Source organism: Pseudoalteromonas luteoviolacea (genome assembly GCF_018100925.1).
Lineage (GTDB): Bacteria > Pseudomonadota > Gammaproteobacteria > Enterobacterales > Alteromonadaceae > Pseudoalteromonas > Pseudoalteromonas obscura.
In genome coordinates this window covers 266,836-284,854 of sequence record NZ_JAGJEH010000005.1, presented here as the reverse complement: position 1 = coordinate 284,854, position 18,019 = coordinate 266,836, and the positions used below count along the sequence as shown (strand labels likewise).

Below are 18,019 nucleotides of genomic sequence, written 5' to 3'. Positions count from 1 at the left end.
TTTAGCAGTTTAAAGAGAGACGACGTTGATGTTGTTACGTTGTACAATTTTGATAGTCCTGTTTTTTAGCACAGCAGCCTTGGCAGCACCTTTCAACGAAGATGAATTTGAACAGCTCAGAACTGAAATACGCAGTGCATCTTCGCAATCTCCTTTTCAAGCAATCATTACTACTGAAGAACTCCTGATCAGGCATAGTGGAAAGCTCACCACTCGACAAAAAATACGTTTACTGTACGGTAAAGCTTGGTTTCAGATTCAAACTGACGATATTCACGGCGCTATTTCAACTTTGTCGCAGTGTAAAAAAATGAGTATTGACGTCTCAGATCCAACGATCCTATTTAGCTACCATAGCCTTACAGCCGGTGCATTAACTCGTATGGGGCTATATGAGAGAGCACTGGAAAGTTATCTAGAAAGCTACAAACTAGCCGCCTTGATGGACACTGAATTGTTCTTGCGTCAAACCGAAAACAATATCGGCAATGTCTACCTCAAGCTCGGTCGATTTGAGGACGCAAAAACCTACTTTCAACGCTTTTATCAAGATGCAAAAGCAAGAGATCTACCGCAACAGATGGGCGTCGGCTTAAATAATCTAGGCGAAGCTTATTTTGGTTTGGAGCAATACCAAAAAGCCTTAGCACTGCATTTAGAAAGCTTAAACCTCAGAGAACAACATAACCTGACTTACCATAGTTCGTGGTCTCACCATAATTTAGGTAAAACCTACCTTGCACTTGAAGAGCTTGAATTAGCAGGGCAACACTTAGCAGCTGCAATTAAGATCCGCCAACAAAGCAATGCAATTGCCGACAGTATCGGACCACAAATTGACGCAATTAAAATCAAGATAATGCAAAAGTCATATCGTGATGTTGAGTCTCAGCTTAGGAAAATAATTGCGTTGAGTGACGAGCATTCTCGACTTCAAGAAGAAACCCAAGCATATCAATTGTTAGTAGATTATTTTAAACAGGTCCAAGATTGGAAAAGTGCACTTGAAACTTCTAAGCCCCTGATGCAAAGCAAGTTTGACTATTTACAAGGGCAAGCTGAAATAGGCGTTGCCTTTTACTCCGCACAAATGAATCTAGCAATTAAAGAGCGAGATATTGCCAAGCTAACGCAGGAAAATGTTTTGCACCAGATAAATACTCAAGCTGCGAGAGAGCAGCTCATTGTTGTATTGATAGCCGCAGCCATCATTACACTGCTCACCGTGTTCTTTGTTCGCAGGATCAAGTCAAAGAACCAAACACTCACTGAAACTCTAGAAAACCTCAAAGCGACACAAAAACAACTGTTGGAGTCAGAAAAGATGTCAGCCATGACAACGTTAGTTTCAGGAATGGCTCATCAACTAAATACGCCGTTGGGCTTGGTGGTCACCTCTGCATCATGTCTTGAAGACAAACTAAAAGAAATACGCGAACTACTCACGGTTAAAAAACTCAGCGCTAGTCAACTGACCATATTTTTAGAAGAAGCGTCAGAGATGCTTGCAATGACAGCAAACAACTCCACCCGCGCAGCCGATTTGATTGCGCAATTTAAAATGATTGCTGCCAATCTAGATTCCAGTGAAGCCGTTGATTTTGAAGTTTTTGCATACCTTACAGAGCGATGTGAATTGCTCGCCCAAAGCTTTGAGCAGGACATCAATCTCACCGTATTTGGCAACCCGGTACATGCCCATTCTCACCCTGAAATTGTACTAAAAGTTGTCGCTCAATTGGTTAACAACTCCTGCGCACATGGTTTTACAGCCCGATCCCCAGGAAAAATTAACATCGATGTTGAGGAAGAGGATGAATACGTGGTAATCACCTACCAAGATAATGGTATTGGGATCAGCGAAGAAGATCAGCTGCATATGTTTGACCCTTTTTACACCAGCCAATTGGGCCAAGGGAAACTAGGGTTAGGCTTAAATATTGCGTACAACTCAGTCGTTCAAATCCTAAAAGGGGAAATAAGCTATGAGCATCAATCAAGTGGTGCGAAGTTTATAGTGCGCTTTCCTAAAAAACTGCAATGACTATGGTGTCGGAGGCTGGTTTCGTAAACCTAGCCCCATTACCTCAAATCAAATTGACACTCTAGCGCTGATTTAATCGGCTGAACCCCAACTTGAACACGGGAGTACCCTTTTCATCAGTCAGTTATGCACTAGAGAGATGCGGTGCTTAAAAGTTACAACTGCAACAGTGACTTTAAACGCGTTTGTCGACTTTTATAAACATCAAACCCGCTGTCTCCTTCGTTTGCAAGTGACAAAGCAATATTGACTTGCTCCAACGCATTGGAGAATTGTTTTGCTTGCTCATAGCCATATGCCAAACCATTATATGCATCTGCATTTTTCGGGTATAAAGCGATGTTGTACTTAAATATTTCAATCGCAGTTTTAAAGGCTTGTTTTTCAACTAATCCGTAAGCCAGTTCGCGTAGCACCCACTCTTGAGGCTGTATCTGCTCACCGCGCTGCAAAGATACTTTCAGATAATAGTCTTTGATGCTGCTCACACCATTTACTAACGCTTTATTTGGCATAACTAACGGTAAAAAAAGTGTGTGGTACGCATTAAATGCACCTGCTGCAGAGGTCATAGCATGCGGTACGTCGTTAAAGGTATTTAATACGAGTTTTAAATCTGAAGGTTTGTTTTTTTGTATATGGACAGATAAGTCGTCATAAACTCTTCGCATGGATAGATGCTCTGAGCCAATATTCATATATAGATAATTATTATACGACGATACAGATGACACAAATTGCTTCACTTTTTTCTTGGTTGTCTGATCTGCCCACCATACAGCCGGACTATAAGCTATATGCCCTTGAAAAAGGTGAGGTCTAGAATGAAAGCTATGCAAAACGAGTAAGCCACCAATTGAAGCTCCCGAAAACACCTTGAAGTCGTGGACACGATAAGACTGATTGACGTAAGGGATAAGCTCTTTTTCAACAAAGTCTAAAAACTTGTCTCCACCACCGCCCGCGCCAACAGGCCCTCTCGGATCGTAATTAACTGTCGGCGTTAGATCTCGTGTTCTGTCAGTGTTTTCAATTGCAACTATGATCACTTCAGGTGCAGATCCAGATTGGTATAGCTTGTTCAACATTGCAGATTCAATCGCCATGCTCTCTTTACCATCAAGACGATAAATCACCGGATATTTTTGATCTGTGTTATTTAAGTATGAGTTAGGTAGTTGAATTGTCACAGTCCGTTGCTCATTGAGGAGCTTGGAGTTAATCGTTCTGGTTTGTTGATGTTGCTCATGAGCTAACGCAGAACCACAGCCCGATAACAAAGTTAATAATATCCCTAACATGTACTTATGAAGCATATGTATTCCTTATTTATTTTTAATCATTATTATAATACTTAAAGCATGTTCTACTCCCATATTAACTGAGTTGAAGGGTGCTGAGAATAGGGTTTGCTCCACTTCAAAATTTCAGAGATTTTACTACTGAACAAAATGGCGAAAATACGAAGAAAACCGACATACACTTTTTTTAAAATGACTCTACCCACTCATATTCCCCAACTCTTTGTTATAGAGTGCGACCTCCAGTAGGTTCTACGCAATGCTAAATCAATAAAATACAGACATAAAACCACCAAGTGGGTGCCAATTAATTTTACTAGAATATTTCCCTTATTTTGATCGAACCCATTCTTTTTGTGACTTAGTAACCTTATGTAGTCAACTTATCTGATCCACGTCTTTTAAATGTAAAAACGACTTCCTGAACCACACTCAATAACCATCTGATTTTTAATAAAAAACCACCAAAATCACTTGGCGACAATTCCAATTTTTAAAGAGACATCAACAAGGTACCATATACATCAAGGGCTCCCGATATCACTCGGAAACGCCTATAACACAGTTCTAAAAATGCTCAAATGGAATATTTTACAGCTTTTCAGTTGTTACCAGATAAACAACAATATAACCACTCTTGTCAATTTATAAACTTTTGACTTTTATAATAACAAATGCAGCAATTGAGTTCGGCCATCAAATATATTTTTCGTGCTGTTAATTCATTGCGCCAAGCAAACATAAAGAAAGAGTTATCAATATGAAAGAAAGAGCACTATATTTTATCGGTGGCGCGGTAGTTGGATGTATCTGCGTATCTCTGCTGCAACCCTCGCCTATACAAAGCGAATCGCCTAGCGCTATAAACTATGATCCAAGTTTAGATTCACAAATCGTTGAACTGATAAAAGAAAACCAGAGCTTGAATTCAAAAATTCAGGCGCTTGAAAGTGCTTCGCCTACCGCAATTCGTACTCAAATTGATACTCAGCTCCCTTCTCAGTCATTAGATTATATCGATGAAACTCCTCAAATATCTGAACCAGCAGTACCGTCGCCAAAAATACAGGACGAAGCCGTGATCAGTGCGATTGCCAACCAAACAGTTTTACCGGCATCAAGACATATCGCAACACAACTCAATTTAGACAACAGCTCTGAAGAAGCGCTGCAGCAACTACTACAACAAAAAGCAACACAAGATTACCTTGCTTGGAATGCAGGCGCTGGTGAGTCTCATTTAACTCAAGAACAGATAGCGACGAAGCTGAACAACAATACACAAGAATACCTTCATGCCTTACACACTATCTTAACGCCAGAGCAGCTTGATAATTACGCCCGTATAGAGCAACAGCAAACTGAAATTAAGCTTGAACAAAAGCAGCTGTCACTACGCCAATCATTGGTGGGCCTCGACTTAGATGATTTTCAACAGCAAGAGGTTGCACGGCTTTCTACAGCGCTTTATTCAACGAACAAAGTCGAGCTTGGGAATATGGGCAGTCCCTACGGTATGGATAATATAGAAATAAACAAAGACGTACTCTCTGAAATTAAGTCTTTGTTTACTGAAGAGCAGCTAAAAAAGCTCAATATGTAACACCAATATTGCAACTTGTGCTCAATTATATTTAAAACACTGAATCACAACAGGTTCAGGCTCCGTGCTGTGTCGCTTTACTTGATACACAAAACGGGTCTAACAATAAATCAGAAACTAATTCTGATAACAATAATAAACTTAAGGAAAAAACATGAAATCAATCTTAGCATTAGCTGTTGCAGCTATCGCCTTTACAAGTGCATCTGCCAACGCGCGTCCAAACTGTCCTGGTGGTCAGGGTTATTGGGAAGAAGTTGTGCGCAATGTACGCGTTTGTGACACAACTCAAGAAACATACACCGTGACATTTAAAGATTGCCAATACCACGGTATTTTAAATCTTGGTCATTTGTGGCATCAGCCTACGTCTTACTTACCACGCACCAAAGTGATATGGGATACAAAGTTTGCTCAATCAAGCTGTCCATCTTCTGAATACAGAAGTGAGTCAACAACTTACTGGTATAACAATAGTTCAGGTCTGCCATCGATCGCTACGGCTAATTACACTGGATGGGTAACTAAAATCTCAGAAAACACACGTACAGAAGAGCGCACTCGCACAGTTGAAACTAACTGCCGTACAGAGCAGCGTGTAACACGTGTATTCCGTTGTGGTTTTGAGCCATAACTTCTTTGGTTAGGCTATAGCCTAATATAGGGGCTTGTATACCAGCCCCTATTGCAAATTAACTACGCAAGAGATTTTAATTCAGTTTGAAGGTGTGCTAAAAACACTTTGACCTTTTCCAAAGGGTACTTACGACCAGAGTAAAAAGCGTTCAAAACAAGATCTTCAGGTTCACGGTCTAACTCTACCTCTACAAGCAAGCCCTGTGCTATCTCACTTTGACATGCATGATAGGGTAAAATTGAAAAGCCGAGCCCTTTCAGTGCAGCCGCTTTTGCCATATTACCACTATTTACCTTGTAACTCGATTTCACTTTTAATAGATAACCCTGCTTGAAGCGCCAAGGCGCTCCCTGCAAAACCGATAATGTCGTGATACAGGGTAAAACAGCCAGCTCATCAAGTGTATTTGGTTTGGTGTGCCTGTTAAGCAAGCTTGGAGCGGCCACAATGCAACTGCGCCAACGCACCAACTCCCTCACCACCCAGCCAGAATCTTCCAAGGCACCGCGACTAAAGCTCAAGACAAGGTCGAAGCCATCTAACAACCCTTCCTTTGGTGCCAACTGAGTGTCACAACTTAGCTGGATCAAGGGATATTGAACACTAAAATTGGCAAGCACTTCAGCCATAAAGGGCAAGTCGGGCGTCATTATTTTTAAATGACCTGATAGGTTATTTCCCTGCTGAGATACAGCTTCTAACGACGCTTGCAAAGACTCTAGAAGTGGGCTTACTGACCGATAGAGCTTATGACCTGCATCCGTAGCGGTCATTTTTCGTGTCGTTCGCTCAAACAAACGTACATTGAGTTGCTGCTCCAAAAGTGCCACATGCCGGCTCACATTAGATGTCGGCAGCGCTAACTGCTCTGAGGCTAGCTTAAAACTCGACTGCAAAAATACTGCTTCAAAGCTTAGTAACCATTTTAACTCGACTCTATCTAGCACTATTAACTCATCTTTTGGGATTATAAAAACAACAAATCACAATTTATCCCATTATTTTGTTTTGTCAAAATTCAGATGGATTCTTTTGGAGATAAATTAAATGTACGAAAAAAAAATTGCGATTGTAGGCGCTGGTGTTGCCGGCCTAGCGATGTCGATTTTGGCCGCGAAACGCGGGTATTATGTTGAGATTTTTGAAAAGAGAGGCCAAATCTCTGATCTTGGTGCTGGCGTCACTTTGTGGCCCAATGCCATGTTTGTATTGAGTCAAATGGGCTTAACTCAGCAAATTCTGCAACGAGGAAATCCCCCAAGATTTGTCCAACAGCTAAATCAACATGGCCTTGCCTTAGCACAATTAGATATTGCTCAGCTCAATCAAAGTTGCGGACATGAAAGTGTTACTATTTTACGTAAAGACCTGATGCAAATTTTATATCAGTGTACACAAAGCCTAGATATCCGCTGTCATTTTAATACTCAAATAGGTGACGCAGATATTGTGTTGCTCACAAACAAGTTTGATCTGATTATTGGTGCCGATGGCAGGATGAAATCAAGTATGCGTGCAGTCATATTTGGAGATAAGTCCCGCCCTTCCTTTCAGGGCTTTGTCAATGTGATTGGAATAAGCCCACGTCCACAATGCCTGCATGCTAACACCATCAAAGAATATCGAACAGCAGGCTTGCGTTTTGGTATTGTTCCGGTGAACGATGACTTATGCTATTGGGCTGCGGCTTGGGGGTGTACAATTGATACCACTCGCTCCACTGAAAGTTACGTTGAAGACGCTCAACGTCACTTTGAACAGTGGCCTGCGGCCATAACAACAGTTTTACGCACATATAATATGGGCTCAGTAAAAAGAATATTTGTTCATGACCTCGACCCGTTCCCGCACTGGCACCGAGATAATTTAGTGCTCATCGGTGACGCCGCCCACGCTTCGCTTCCCACTTCTGGTCAAGGGGCTTGTCAAGCACTAGAAGACGCATGGCACCTAACGCAGCAACTTGAATCTCACACTGATATTCAACACGCACTAAGTGCTTTTTATGACATAAGAATCGAAAAGACCACAACAATTCAGCAGATTGGCAGGCAGCTGGCCGAGCAATTTTTTTCAAACCAGCCGCAAGAACCAGTTAGGATGGATGCAAAACAAGTAAGTGCACTTTGGATGCAAGGATTAGAAAATACCTAAGAGATGCTGCACTTAAACAAAGCGCTATATAGGATATGGCGCTTGCAAAAGGATAATCCAAATACCACACCTTTCAATTTGCGCCTACAACATCCGCTATCGCGCTGCTATAAACAAACTCCATTGACTCTGGCGGCGGTACAGCCATTTGAAAAAAACAGGTTTAAAGCAACTGGGCATGACAAAAAAATCAAACAGCCAATACATCAAGTGGACTAAATCTATATAATAAAACACCTTTATATATCGGGTCTAAAATTACGAACGGGGATAACACTTGACAGCTTCACCGTTGGCTATTTTCTCTACATCGTCAAATGTATCGCTTAGCCTGAATAAAACTTTTGAATAAACTTGGACTGTTGGCTGAGATTGATTTTCGTCACCCTTTCTTAAAGCATATAAAAGCTGGTAATGAAACCCACTCTCGCGAAGCATTCCGCCATTGAGGTACCGCTTGAGAACAAAGTCCACTCCATTGTCTACCTTGTGTTCTTCAAGAGAAAAAGCCGAACTGCCTAGATTAACACCATTCATCTTAAAATCTTTTGAGGTTGAACTAAAGCAATCAGTTAAATAATTTATCATGTCATATTCTAACTTTTCATAATTATTAACAGCGCTATAAACTGGGCTTTTATCCGAATTAACCCTTAGATCATCTATTGTGTTAACACTGACACAAGCTGATAAAAATGAAAGTAAAAAAATAGGTATCAAAATCTTCATAGATTGTTCCAAAAACTCTATCTAACAAAAAAACGCATAGCATAGAGAGAAGATAAGCGTGCGTATCGAATATAAGACGCCATTTTTACAACTTGTAGAAGCAACTTCAATGGGTTATTCATCATTAATTTAGTAATTAGCCCCTTTTTAATTTATGTTAGATTTTAACTGGGTAAGCCCCCCCTGAAGGCAACGTCAATATTTTTATGTAATACGCTTCCATTCATACTATATACTTCTCATGCCGAAAGTTACTTCCTACAATCCACATACTGCTTCGCAATCTCGATAGTTTTAGACATTCCGTTATATGCCGGATAATTAGCTGCACCATTTTCCAATAAATTTGCAGGGTTAACAGGCCAAGTGTTTAAACTATGCAGCAAAGTAATTAGTCTCTATCACGCCATGCGAAATAGATCATCAAAAAAGAGGAGCGAACTCCCCTTTGTGGCATTTCAAAAAATAAAACTTAGAAATTTAGAAACGATTACAAATGTACTTATCCTCACCGCTACTAAAATCTCTATCCCAATAGCAGCTTCTGGTTATTTTTTCTTTGCAGATATGTGCAAATTCCACTACGATCCCGCGCTCTGAGTTTGGTGCTTTATACTCATAAACGCCACTATTCCAATTAATGTCCCAAGTCAGTTCAGGTCTAGTTGGCGTACCACGTGTGACACGATTTTGGCGAGTGTGATCGTTTGCACCTACGCAATCGGGTAATGCAACTAGCTGATTGAACTTACCGTTTTCATCAGCCTGTATGGCTTCGTTCGCAAGCACGCCGATTGGCTCTCTATTATAAACATTCAAGTATACCAAGCCGAAAGGCACAGGTTGCCCTGAACCATCAATTACCGTTCCTGACATACCAATTTCTTGGTGTGCTTCTAATAAGCTTGGCGCGAGTAAATTGGTTAAGTTTTCGTTGTTGTATGTTCGAATACTACCTACACTTGCGCCCGATAGCGGATCTGATACGGCAAAAGAATATTGCGCTGAAGTGGGAGGTAAGTTAGCCTGATCGCCTTTAACTAAAAAAACAGTATTCGTACTTGGCGTAACATCAATATTAAGCCTCTGATTATTTGGTACTTTAGTCCAACCAGAACCATTCCAAATTTCTAAGCTAAATTGGTCACTCGCCGCAAAGTTAAATGACAACTTCGACTGCGATGCGCCAGCACTATACACAAAGAAATCCTGATCATTTTGACTATCAATATTGCCAACAATATTACCATTACTCGGAAGAGTAGTTGCCTGACCCGGCTTATCATTAGCCTCTTGCGCATCAAAGTTAGGGTGGCTGAACCATGCCATAATACTTTGGTCTGCACTCGTTCCAGATATAGATTGCGCAACCATAACATACGCACCAGGGTCGGCTTTATATACAACCTGCTCTGTTGCCGCTGTTGTTGAAACCGACGTATCCAAAGGTGTTAAACTGTTGTCATCTTCTAACTTAAATAAATACAAATTGTAGTCAACACCTTGTGGAATATTTACTAATAAGCCTTCGATTTTAGTAGATTCAGTGATTTGAGTACTAAAGCAAGTTATATCGTTTGGTTGAGAGAATGACGCATAAACTGCACTATCCAAGCCAAGTTCGGGACACCCGCTGCGCTCTTGGAGTGTCGGACTGGTGTTATTCTGAGACATCGTTGCGCCAGCACTAAACGTAGAAGTATTCATAGCATTGACTATTTGATTGCGGCGTTCTAAATGCTGGATTTGGAAAGGAATGTTCGTTTTTAGACCCCCTTCCTCTGCTGATCTTACTTGATTGCCGTCAAAGTGAGTACCTGGAAAATCATAAATAGAAACAGGTTGATCTATCAATTTTGGAACTACAATATTACTTGCGAATGTTGAACCTGCCATTGTTACAGCAATAGCAACCGAGGAGTATTTTAGTAATTTTAACATTATCAAATCCTTCTTATTTATAAATGCTTAAAGTTTTTAAGCATTTTGACGATAATAAATATAAAGGAACAAATCAAATTAACTATTTCATATTTAAATCAGTTTTGAAAACGACTAGATTTATATTAAAGTACTGATATTAAGATGTAATAATCAAGGAAAAAAATTATGGATATAAAATCTTCATTGCAAAAGTCACAACATGATTTAGTCAACAATAACGCAGCTTTAACAAAAGCAAAATCTACTACTATTGATACACAATCTCCCGCTGAAAAACTCAACGCTGTCCCTGCATCGATTATAAATACGGTTGTTGCAAGCGAAGAAGAAATAAAGAAATTTCAACAAGAAGCATATGAATATAATGTAAAAAACTTCGAAATACAGGACAAAACACAAGCTGCTTTTGCCACAACACTAAAAGAGTTTGAGAAATTTAAAGATACACAATCGACTTTACACCCAAATATCGATTTCAATGCACTCGACCTTGCTCAAAAAGAAGATGGCACCCTCCAATTGGTAGGAGGAAATATAGCTACCTCGCTCCGAGCCGAGCTGGAAGCACAAATAAATGGTAACGAGGAGCTGAAAAGCGCTTACAAACAGGTGCATGAAGGTATGGCTGATATTGTTCGCTATTTTGATGTAAATAGTAATGTCGAAGCTAAAGACTTCTACGGAAAATTTAGACTAAACGAGTTAAGTCACAGTTTTGAGAAACAATTTCATGATGACGGTTTTGGCCAAGATTATCAAACGTTAGAAGAAAAAGTATTAAGCAACTCTTTACTATTTTCTTCCAAAATGGCCGATGCAATAAACCCGAGAATAAATATATCCGTATAAATCTTTTTTATAACTGACGTGATAGTGATTTATAAAAAACAGAATGAAGCAAGCTTTAATATCTTGTTAACTCAACTTACCACTATTATAAAACACAGAAAAAACAAGGTAATAATAAAATTTAAATCACCAAACTTTTTAACATGTAAAACTATTTTTATATGAGTAAATGTTATCCGCCTAGAAGAGTGTAAACAGAAGGCTGCATGGTAATTGAGCCTAGTTGATTAGTCAGGGAAAACTAAACTGCATGGGCCGTACTTAAAAAGTGCCCCAATGGTTTAGAAACATGGACAAGATTTGGTTTGTGGTTTTTGATATTTGATTTCTTGGAGTAGACATAAGCATGCAGACTAAGCGGCTCATCACTTTAAATCGCATTTTACTCTGTTGATGAAAGAGGCCCCTATTGTTAGGGCCTCTATTTTATTGTTTAAATTGGTCGAAGTTGCTTTAATCTAAGAGTCGCAACAATCACCAAAATCAAAATAAACAGTGTACTTATCAACAACTGCCAAACATCGACACCTTTAGCTGGTGTTTTTGCTTCAAATAGCGGGAAGTTTTCTACATCCGTTTTTGTCACTGGCTTATCAAAAAACATGAAGTCATAAAAGAAATGACGGATCTGCTGATGATACTCAGCTACCTGCAAACGGTAGTCAGCTTGATCTGCGCTGCTGGTATTTGCCAACTGGTTCAATTTCAGTTGAAAAAATAACGATGGAGATAGCGCACTCAAACGTTGCAAACTTTGCTGTCGCATCAGATTGGTTTCACGGTACTGCTGCCACAGCTGTTCAACCTCTACATCACTTAAATGCTGTTGAGCATAATACCATTTCCAGTCAAACGCCTCACCTAATGGCGCCGTGTCTTGCCAGTTGGACTCATGCTGTAAAAATGTATCGAGGGTTTGTTGCTTGTCTTTGTCCCATCCATCATTGAGCGTTACACGCTGCTTGAGGCTTATTTCAAGTGGCGCGTTGGTTTGATATTGATTTGACAAATATAGGTGCACTGCACTGGGCAGTAACATGGCAAACACAACCCAACTACTTAAATAGGTTAAGCTGTTAAACACACTGCTTTTACCAAAACTCATAATTAGCGCGGCAATGCTGAACCAAAAAACCATATATAAGCTGGTCGCGGCTATTACAGTCCAAAATATGCCGTCAAACGGCAAAGACAATAGTATTGCAGCGCTCACTAGCAGCAGTATAACTAACAGCCAAATCACCGCAAAGCGCAGTGCAAGTTGCTTTGCCACCTGACTAAACGCGCTGGTTGGCAGGGCATTTAACATTCGCCAACGGCCAGCATGCTGTTCATCAGATATCAGTGTCACCGTCAATATGCCAATGACTAAAGGCAGCAAATATACCAATACAAAGCCCAGATCTAAGCCACCAGTACGCTGCTGCGCAGGGTTCACAATCTCGCGGTTAAAAATCTGGCTTTGCAATGCTGTGGCACGCACTTTAGTTGCAACCATTGAAGAGTGACTTTCTCCCACAAATAAAGCCGCCCATGGACTCAACTTCCACTCAGTTGGCGCACTGGCATAATAAGCTAGCGAGCCAGCAGCTGGGAGAGTTTCTCTTTTATTGACGTGTTCACGTTCCTTTTGAAAAACTATTTTAGATTTGTATTGATCGATACGTAACGTTTTATAGCCTTGAGCACCTTGATAAATTGCAAAAATACCTGCAACTAAAAAGAGTAACAGGACGAGTTTGTTTACAGCCCCTGAAAACAGTCGCTTACATTCAAGTTTAAACAGTAGCATAAACTCTCCTTTGCATACCTTTAGAGTTCAAAGTCCCAAACATCGCTAAGACCACCAGCAAAGGCAGTAACCAAACCAAAGAAAACGGACTTAACGACCAACTCAATACTGGAGACCGATAAGAGAACGCTTCAAACTCTTGCCAGTAAGATTTATCAATACGTTGATCGCTGTCGTTGTGATGATGGATCTCATTGGTGTGCAATTGGTTCAACTTTTGAATACGCGCGTAGCGATGCGCTTCTGCCTGTTGCTCAAAGTCCAAAAAGTGTCTCGTATCTGTGCGTGTCAGTGCCATTGAAAAATCGCGAACAAATAAATAGGGATTTAACCAGTAAAACTGGCTAACAAAGCGCTGCTGCGCCGCAAATTGCGCTAGCTGGTTTTCATAGTGCTTTTTATAGATTTCGGCATTGAGCTTTTCACCTTCTTGCATCACCAAGCCTCTATAATTAACTGGCAACTGCTCCACTGTACTAACACCATACTTTTTGAGGGTTTCCTCTTTGAACTTGTTAAAGTAAGGATCATTTGGATTATGGCTGTCACCTACTTTGCGGTTATCTAACTTGATAGCCAACTCAAAGTCATTTCGCTTCTGATGTGGGTACTGGTTGTGTGCAAATTCAGCCAGCATTCGAGGCATTAAAATGGTTAAAATAAACCATAAAGATGTCAGTAATACCAAGGCTTGTTTTGGTGCTTTCACTAGGCTTGATACGAACAGGGTTAAGCCAATCCAAAATAAGCAATACAATATGTAGACGGTGAATAAAAGTAATAACCTAAGCGGTGCTTCTGAAGAGAAAGAAGCACCAGTGCTAAAGGCAAGTAATAATGCCAAAATAAACACTGGTAAGATAAATATCACTGACAACAACAAGTAGCTCAGACTTTTCCCAGTGATCAAATCTCTGAATGAAACGCCCATGGACATCAGCTGGCGCAAAGTACCACTTTTTTGTTCACCACTGATGCTGGCAAAGCCCAACGCAATGATCAACAGGGGCCAAATGGTTAAAAGGATATTAGCAGTGCTTAACTCAGAGAACCTCAGTAACGTACCGCCATCTTGATCATTGGCGAAGTTTGCACTGTTTTGCTTATGGGCCTCTAAGAATATGCTGTTGCCAACCCATGAGTTCACGCCTAGATCAAAAAAACTTAGCGCACTTGGCGTTCTAAAAGCAAAATGGCCAAAATGCGCCACTCGGTGTGGATGTCTATCTGGCTGAGCTTCCCACTGCTGTTCTACCAAGGTCTGTGCCGTGGCCTGCGTTTGTGCATTGTGTTGATATTGCTGCCACCCGGTAAACAAGGCAACAGCGAGCAATAGTTGGATCATGATGAAGATCAACCACAAGCTAGGGCTTTTACGCTTACTGGCTAATTCGTGGCGAAATATCTTCATTACTCTGGTATTAATCATGTAATTATATTTCCTGTATGAACGCGGTTTATTTACGCAACGAGTTTGATTTTGTTGCGTTAAATGCTGCGTTAGCTTGCCTCGCGTATCGCACTTTTTCCTGAAATTAACTCATGGTAGGTATTTTCCAGGGTGTTGAGCGGAAGTTGTTGATTATCTAGTAGTGTTAACAGCGTCCCTTTGTCCATAATGCCAATTTTATCCGCTAGGGTATGCGCACAATAAAAGTCATGGGTTACCATTAAAATAGCCGCCCCCTTTTTTGCAAGTTGCTCGATAATACGAATAAACTCAAGGGTTGCGCTCGGATCTAATCCTGAAGTTGGCTCATCGAGTAAGAGTACTTTGGCTTCACGAATAATCGCAAAAGCAATGCCCACTTTTTGTCTCATGCCTTTTGAATAGTTTTTTAATGATTGAGAGCGTGCTCCGGGCTCTAAACCGGTCTCATCTAATGCAGCATTGATCTGTGCTTCAGACACTGTTAGACCAGACAAACTGGCGAGGTATTTGAGGTTATCTATCGCATTAAATTCTTGATAAAGGTTAACTTGTTCTGGCAGGTAAACGAGTTTTTCCTTTGAGCCCGAACTGCTGTGTACATTCACACCGTCGATCAGGGCTTGGCCACTATCAGGCTGTAAAAAATTAAGAAAAATATTTAGGGTAGTACTTTTACCTGCTCCATTTGCACCCAAAAGGCACATAATTTCGCCCTGCTCGACCTTAAAGCTCAGGTCATTAATCACTTGTTTTTCTGAGAATGATTTATTTAAATTTTTGGCTTCTAACACAAAACACTCCTTATACTAAAAAATTCCGCCTCAGCAAAATGCATCATCCCTGATACGAGACATAACGCACTTCACTTGAGCGGAACTTGAAATATGCGATGAACGCAATATTGCTTAGTTATAACATAACACTTGTTGATTAAATAGAAACATTTATCATTTAGCCGATAGGCACTAGAAAACTAGCTGTGCCTGTAAATGCGCCTCCCTCAACATGGATCTGCCCATTTTTATAGTACACAAGGTCTTTTGACAGTTGCTTCTTACAGTGTTTTGGAAAAAATCCTTCGAATCGAACTTCTTCTGTAATGTTAATAGGCCGCTTAAATTTTATATCTAAATCTCGCAGGTATACCTCCCCTACTTTTTCGGTAAGTTGATTGTCCCAACAGCCATAAATAATGCCCAGCTGAGATATCCAAATCATGGCACTTTGCGCACTGAAATGGAATTGACCATCTCCAGGCATCTGAAAATGCTCTACATTGATCCTGCCATCAATATAACCTGGCTCTAGAGAAACTGAACTAAAAGACATACGCTCTTCACGCCAACCATTTTCTAAATAGTCCGACATATAAGCGCGCTGCTGCTGTGGTGTGAGTTGAATCATTTGATGTTCCTTACTTAATGGGTAGATGGGCTGGTTGTTTGACTTTCGTCTTCTTGGGTAGCTGAAGACATCAGCAGCGTGTTTAGTATCGCCGTAATAAGGCCAATGAAGATTAGGCAATACCATGCTAAGTGCTCACTAATGTTTGACAGATCAAACGCAACGCCGACAACGCTACTGCCTGCGATCAAACCAACGCCAGCAAATAGATAAAAAAAGCCATAATGAGTTGCCACTGACTTGTCTTTAGCAAGTTCAGAGATTTGACTCATAATAAACGGGAAACTGACCATGGTACCCACGGTAAAAATAACTGCGAGCAAGCTAAGCGGAAGGTAATACAATACGCCTTGGCTATAAGGCCAGCTTGGAATAAGCGTTAAGAAAGACACCCCCATCAATGCAATACCAATACTTATCCATTGTTTTGGTGACAGCCAACGCTCACATAACTTGGTAACTGGAAACTGTAAAAATATCGAGATCACGGCACATAGCGTTAGTACCCATGCCACATCTTGCGGTGCACCTTGTTGATTGACAATATGCATAGGTATCGCAAAGGAAATTTGGTTTATAAGCATAAAGTAACCAGCCATCACCGCCGAGAACTTTAGAAACTCTCGGTTACTCAGTACACCCGCGACCATCGCTTTTACGCCACCTTGTTTGGATGATGAAGACACATTGGCCTTGTCGCTTTGCTGCTTTTTTTGATGTTGTGGGATCAATAACGTGAAAACAACCGCAAACATGGCAAATGGCAATGCGGAGACGATGCACAAGATATCAAAACTGATATTGAGCAAAAGCAAGCCGCACACCGGGCCCAGCAGTTCCCCGCCATTTCTTGCCACACCAACCAAAGAAAACATTTGTGCGCGACTAAGCACTTGTTGCTTGGAAAAATACGCTTGTGCCGCTGGAGTAAACAATGCCCCTGCAAACCCTGTTAAAAACGCTGCGAGAAATAGGATTGCCGTCACATCAGCAAACAGGAATAAACAAAAGCCAATTGCTCTTAGCAAACACCCAATGACAATGAGTTTTTTTTCGCCGAATAGATCAGCTAAAAGACCACCGACAAGGAACAGTCCTTGCTGACAAAATGAACGTACACCAAGTACCACCCCGACTAAGGTCGCACTCAGCAACAGGTCTTGCTTCAAATATCCCGCTAAAAACGGGATCAGCATATAAAACCCAAGGTTAAATACAAAGGCAGCGATCAGCATCCAGCGATATTCTGCTGTCAGCTTAAAATATGAGGTAAAAATAGACATAGTCTTAAACTGGCTTCTGCGCTATCAAAATTGAGTGAAAATTATCCGCATAAGTTTGGATCTTAAGTTTCAACTGAAACGGCGCTAACCCCTGCTCATCAATACTTGGATAAAGCAAGGTTCGTAGATTGTATGCAGTTCGCACAACCAGCTGTGCACCCGGCTTCATGTGTTCAAACAGGTGCGCGACAATTTTATTTTTTAGTGATTCATCACCAACAAGGGCTGCTAGCCAAATGACATCGTACTGCGCCAAGTTACCTTGCTGACATATATCATTGTGAATAAACGTCATTTCATTGTCAGGTGAGAGTGACTGACACACTTGCTGGCCCAGCAACAGGTCCGGGCCATTGATATCTAGGTTATCAACCTGTAAACCCGAGTTGTGCAGCGCTAACGTCGTCAATGGCAATGCACCTGAGCCGACCATAAGTACGTTTTTCACCGGTTCGTCCGCCAAAGAGTGAATGGCGTTTATTTCCAGTCCAGTGGCACGCTGATAGTGTTTGTAATATGGATACTCGTTGCCCAGCACCTCGTTTGGGTCATCACTTGCCACAATCCGCTCAGCCCAGTGTCGCTCGTATAGGCTAGAAGCGTGGCTGAACAATTGCTGGATCCCCGGTTTGATTTTTTGGATCTGCGGCTGCGCAAGTACATTATCGGCAAACTCACTGCCGTGTTCATTGGACAGCAAATCTAAAAATTGGTGAAAGGTAGCCATGTTATCTGGCGTGATCTCAAGCGTAGACATCGACTTGATATGCTCGAACCCATCCACAATTTGAGTCGCGTGAATGGCAGCCTGATTTGAAATATTCATAAGTTAGTGTTTACTGTATTG

The 18,019-nt window shown here is 41.0% G+C and carries 15 protein-coding genes; 5 read left to right on the top strand and 10 right to left on the bottom strand.

Going from position 1 to position 18,019, the window contains the following annotated elements:
* The first annotated feature begins 28 nt into the window (after nucleotides 1-28).
* Nucleotides 29-2,044: a tetratricopeptide repeat-containing sensor histidine kinase gene (locus J8M00_RS12720; RefSeq protein WP_211010643.1), complete on the top strand. Its 2,016-nt coding sequence runs from the start codon at nucleotides 29-31 to the stop codon at nucleotides 2,042-2,044.
* 155 nt (nucleotides 2,045-2,199) lie between these two features.
* On the opposite strand, the gene J8M00_RS12715 is transcribed toward J8M00_RS12720, so the two are convergent.
* Nucleotides 2,200-3,360 carry an alpha/beta hydrolase-fold protein gene (locus tag J8M00_RS12715; RefSeq protein ID WP_211010641.1) on the bottom strand — a complete coding sequence of 387 codons (1,161 nt, stop codon included), beginning with the start codon at nucleotides 3,358-3,360 and terminating at the stop codon, nucleotides 2,200-2,202.
* Between the two features lie 745 nt (nucleotides 3,361-4,105).
* Between J8M00_RS12715 and J8M00_RS12710 the strand changes: the two genes are divergently transcribed.
* Nucleotides 4,106-4,948 (top strand): hypothetical protein, encoded by an 843-nt coding sequence (locus J8M00_RS12710; protein ID WP_211010640.1) that lies wholly within the window; start codon nucleotides 4,106-4,108, stop codon nucleotides 4,946-4,948.
* A 154-nt stretch (nucleotides 4,949-5,102) separates the two neighbouring features.
* A complete protein-coding gene (locus J8M00_RS12705) occupies nucleotides 5,103-5,582 on the top strand; it encodes a hypothetical protein (protein ID WP_211010638.1) in 480 nt (159 codons plus the stop codon).
* A 62-nt stretch (nucleotides 5,583-5,644) separates the two neighbouring features.
* Here J8M00_RS12705 and J8M00_RS12700 read toward each other — a convergent pair whose 3' ends face one another.
* Nucleotides 5,645-6,532: a LysR family transcriptional regulator gene (locus J8M00_RS12700; protein WP_211010636.1), complete on the bottom strand. Its 888-nt coding sequence runs from the start codon at nucleotides 6,530-6,532 to the stop codon at nucleotides 5,645-5,647.
* 100 nt (nucleotides 6,533-6,632) lie between these two features.
* On the opposite strand from J8M00_RS12700, the gene J8M00_RS12695 reads away from it, so the two are divergent.
* Nucleotides 6,633-7,739, top strand: a complete 1,107-nt coding sequence (locus J8M00_RS12695) for an FAD-dependent monooxygenase (RefSeq protein ID WP_211010634.1) — start codon at nucleotides 6,633-6,635, stop codon at nucleotides 7,737-7,739.
* Nucleotides 7,740-7,997: 258 nt separating this feature from the next.
* On the opposite strand, the gene J8M00_RS12690 is transcribed toward J8M00_RS12695, so the two are convergent.
* Complete coding sequence (locus J8M00_RS12690; RefSeq protein WP_211010633.1) at nucleotides 7,998-8,468, bottom strand: hypothetical protein; 471 nt, start codon at nucleotides 8,466-8,468, stop codon at nucleotides 7,998-8,000.
* Between the two features lie 480 nt (nucleotides 8,469-8,948).
* A complete protein-coding gene (locus J8M00_RS12685; RefSeq protein ID WP_211010632.1) occupies nucleotides 8,949-10,409 on the bottom strand; it encodes a hypothetical protein in 1,461 nt (486 codons plus the stop codon).
* A 168-nt stretch (nucleotides 10,410-10,577) separates the two neighbouring features.
* Between J8M00_RS12685 and J8M00_RS12680 the strand changes: the two genes are divergently transcribed.
* On the top strand, nucleotides 10,578-11,261 hold the full coding sequence (locus tag J8M00_RS12680) for a hypothetical protein (protein ID WP_211010631.1): 684 nt from the start codon (nucleotides 10,578-10,580) through the stop codon (nucleotides 11,259-11,261).
* A 433-nt stretch (nucleotides 11,262-11,694) separates the two neighbouring features.
* Here J8M00_RS12680 and J8M00_RS12675 read toward each other — a convergent pair whose 3' ends face one another.
* The 6 genes from J8M00_RS12675 to J8M00_RS12650 form a co-directional block, all read right to left on the bottom strand.
* A complete protein-coding gene (locus tag J8M00_RS12675) occupies nucleotides 11,695-13,053 on the bottom strand; it encodes a DUF3526 domain-containing protein (protein ID WP_211010630.1) in 1,359 nt (452 codons plus the stop codon).
* Complete coding sequence (locus J8M00_RS12670; RefSeq protein WP_211010629.1) at nucleotides 13,040-14,482, bottom strand: ABC transporter permease; 1,443 nt, start codon at nucleotides 14,480-14,482, stop codon at nucleotides 13,040-13,042. Before J8M00_RS12670 ends, J8M00_RS12675 begins: the two co-directional genes overlap by 14 nt.
* Nucleotides 14,483-14,553: 71 nt before the next feature.
* On the bottom strand, nucleotides 14,554-15,276 hold the full coding sequence (locus J8M00_RS12665) for an ABC transporter ATP-binding protein (protein WP_211010628.1): 723 nt from the start codon (nucleotides 15,274-15,276) through the stop codon (nucleotides 14,554-14,556).
* Nucleotides 15,277-15,436: 160 nt separating this feature from the next.
* On the bottom strand, nucleotides 15,437-15,889 hold the full coding sequence (locus tag J8M00_RS12660; protein ID WP_023401996.1) for a hypothetical protein: 453 nt from the start codon (nucleotides 15,887-15,889) through the stop codon (nucleotides 15,437-15,439).
* 14 nt (nucleotides 15,890-15,903) lie between these two features.
* The gene (locus tag J8M00_RS12655) at nucleotides 15,904-17,172 is read right to left on the bottom strand and encodes an MDR family MFS transporter (RefSeq protein ID WP_247687355.1); all 1,269 of its coding nucleotides are present in this window, start codon (nucleotides 17,170-17,172) and stop codon (nucleotides 15,904-15,906) included.
* Nucleotides 17,173-17,176: 4 nt separating this feature from the next.
* Nucleotides 17,177-17,998 carry a nicotianamine synthase family protein gene (locus J8M00_RS12650; protein WP_211010627.1) on the bottom strand — a complete coding sequence of 274 codons (822 nt, stop codon included), beginning with the start codon at nucleotides 17,996-17,998 and terminating at the stop codon, nucleotides 17,177-17,179.
* Nucleotides 17,999-18,019: the final 21 nt, after the last annotated feature.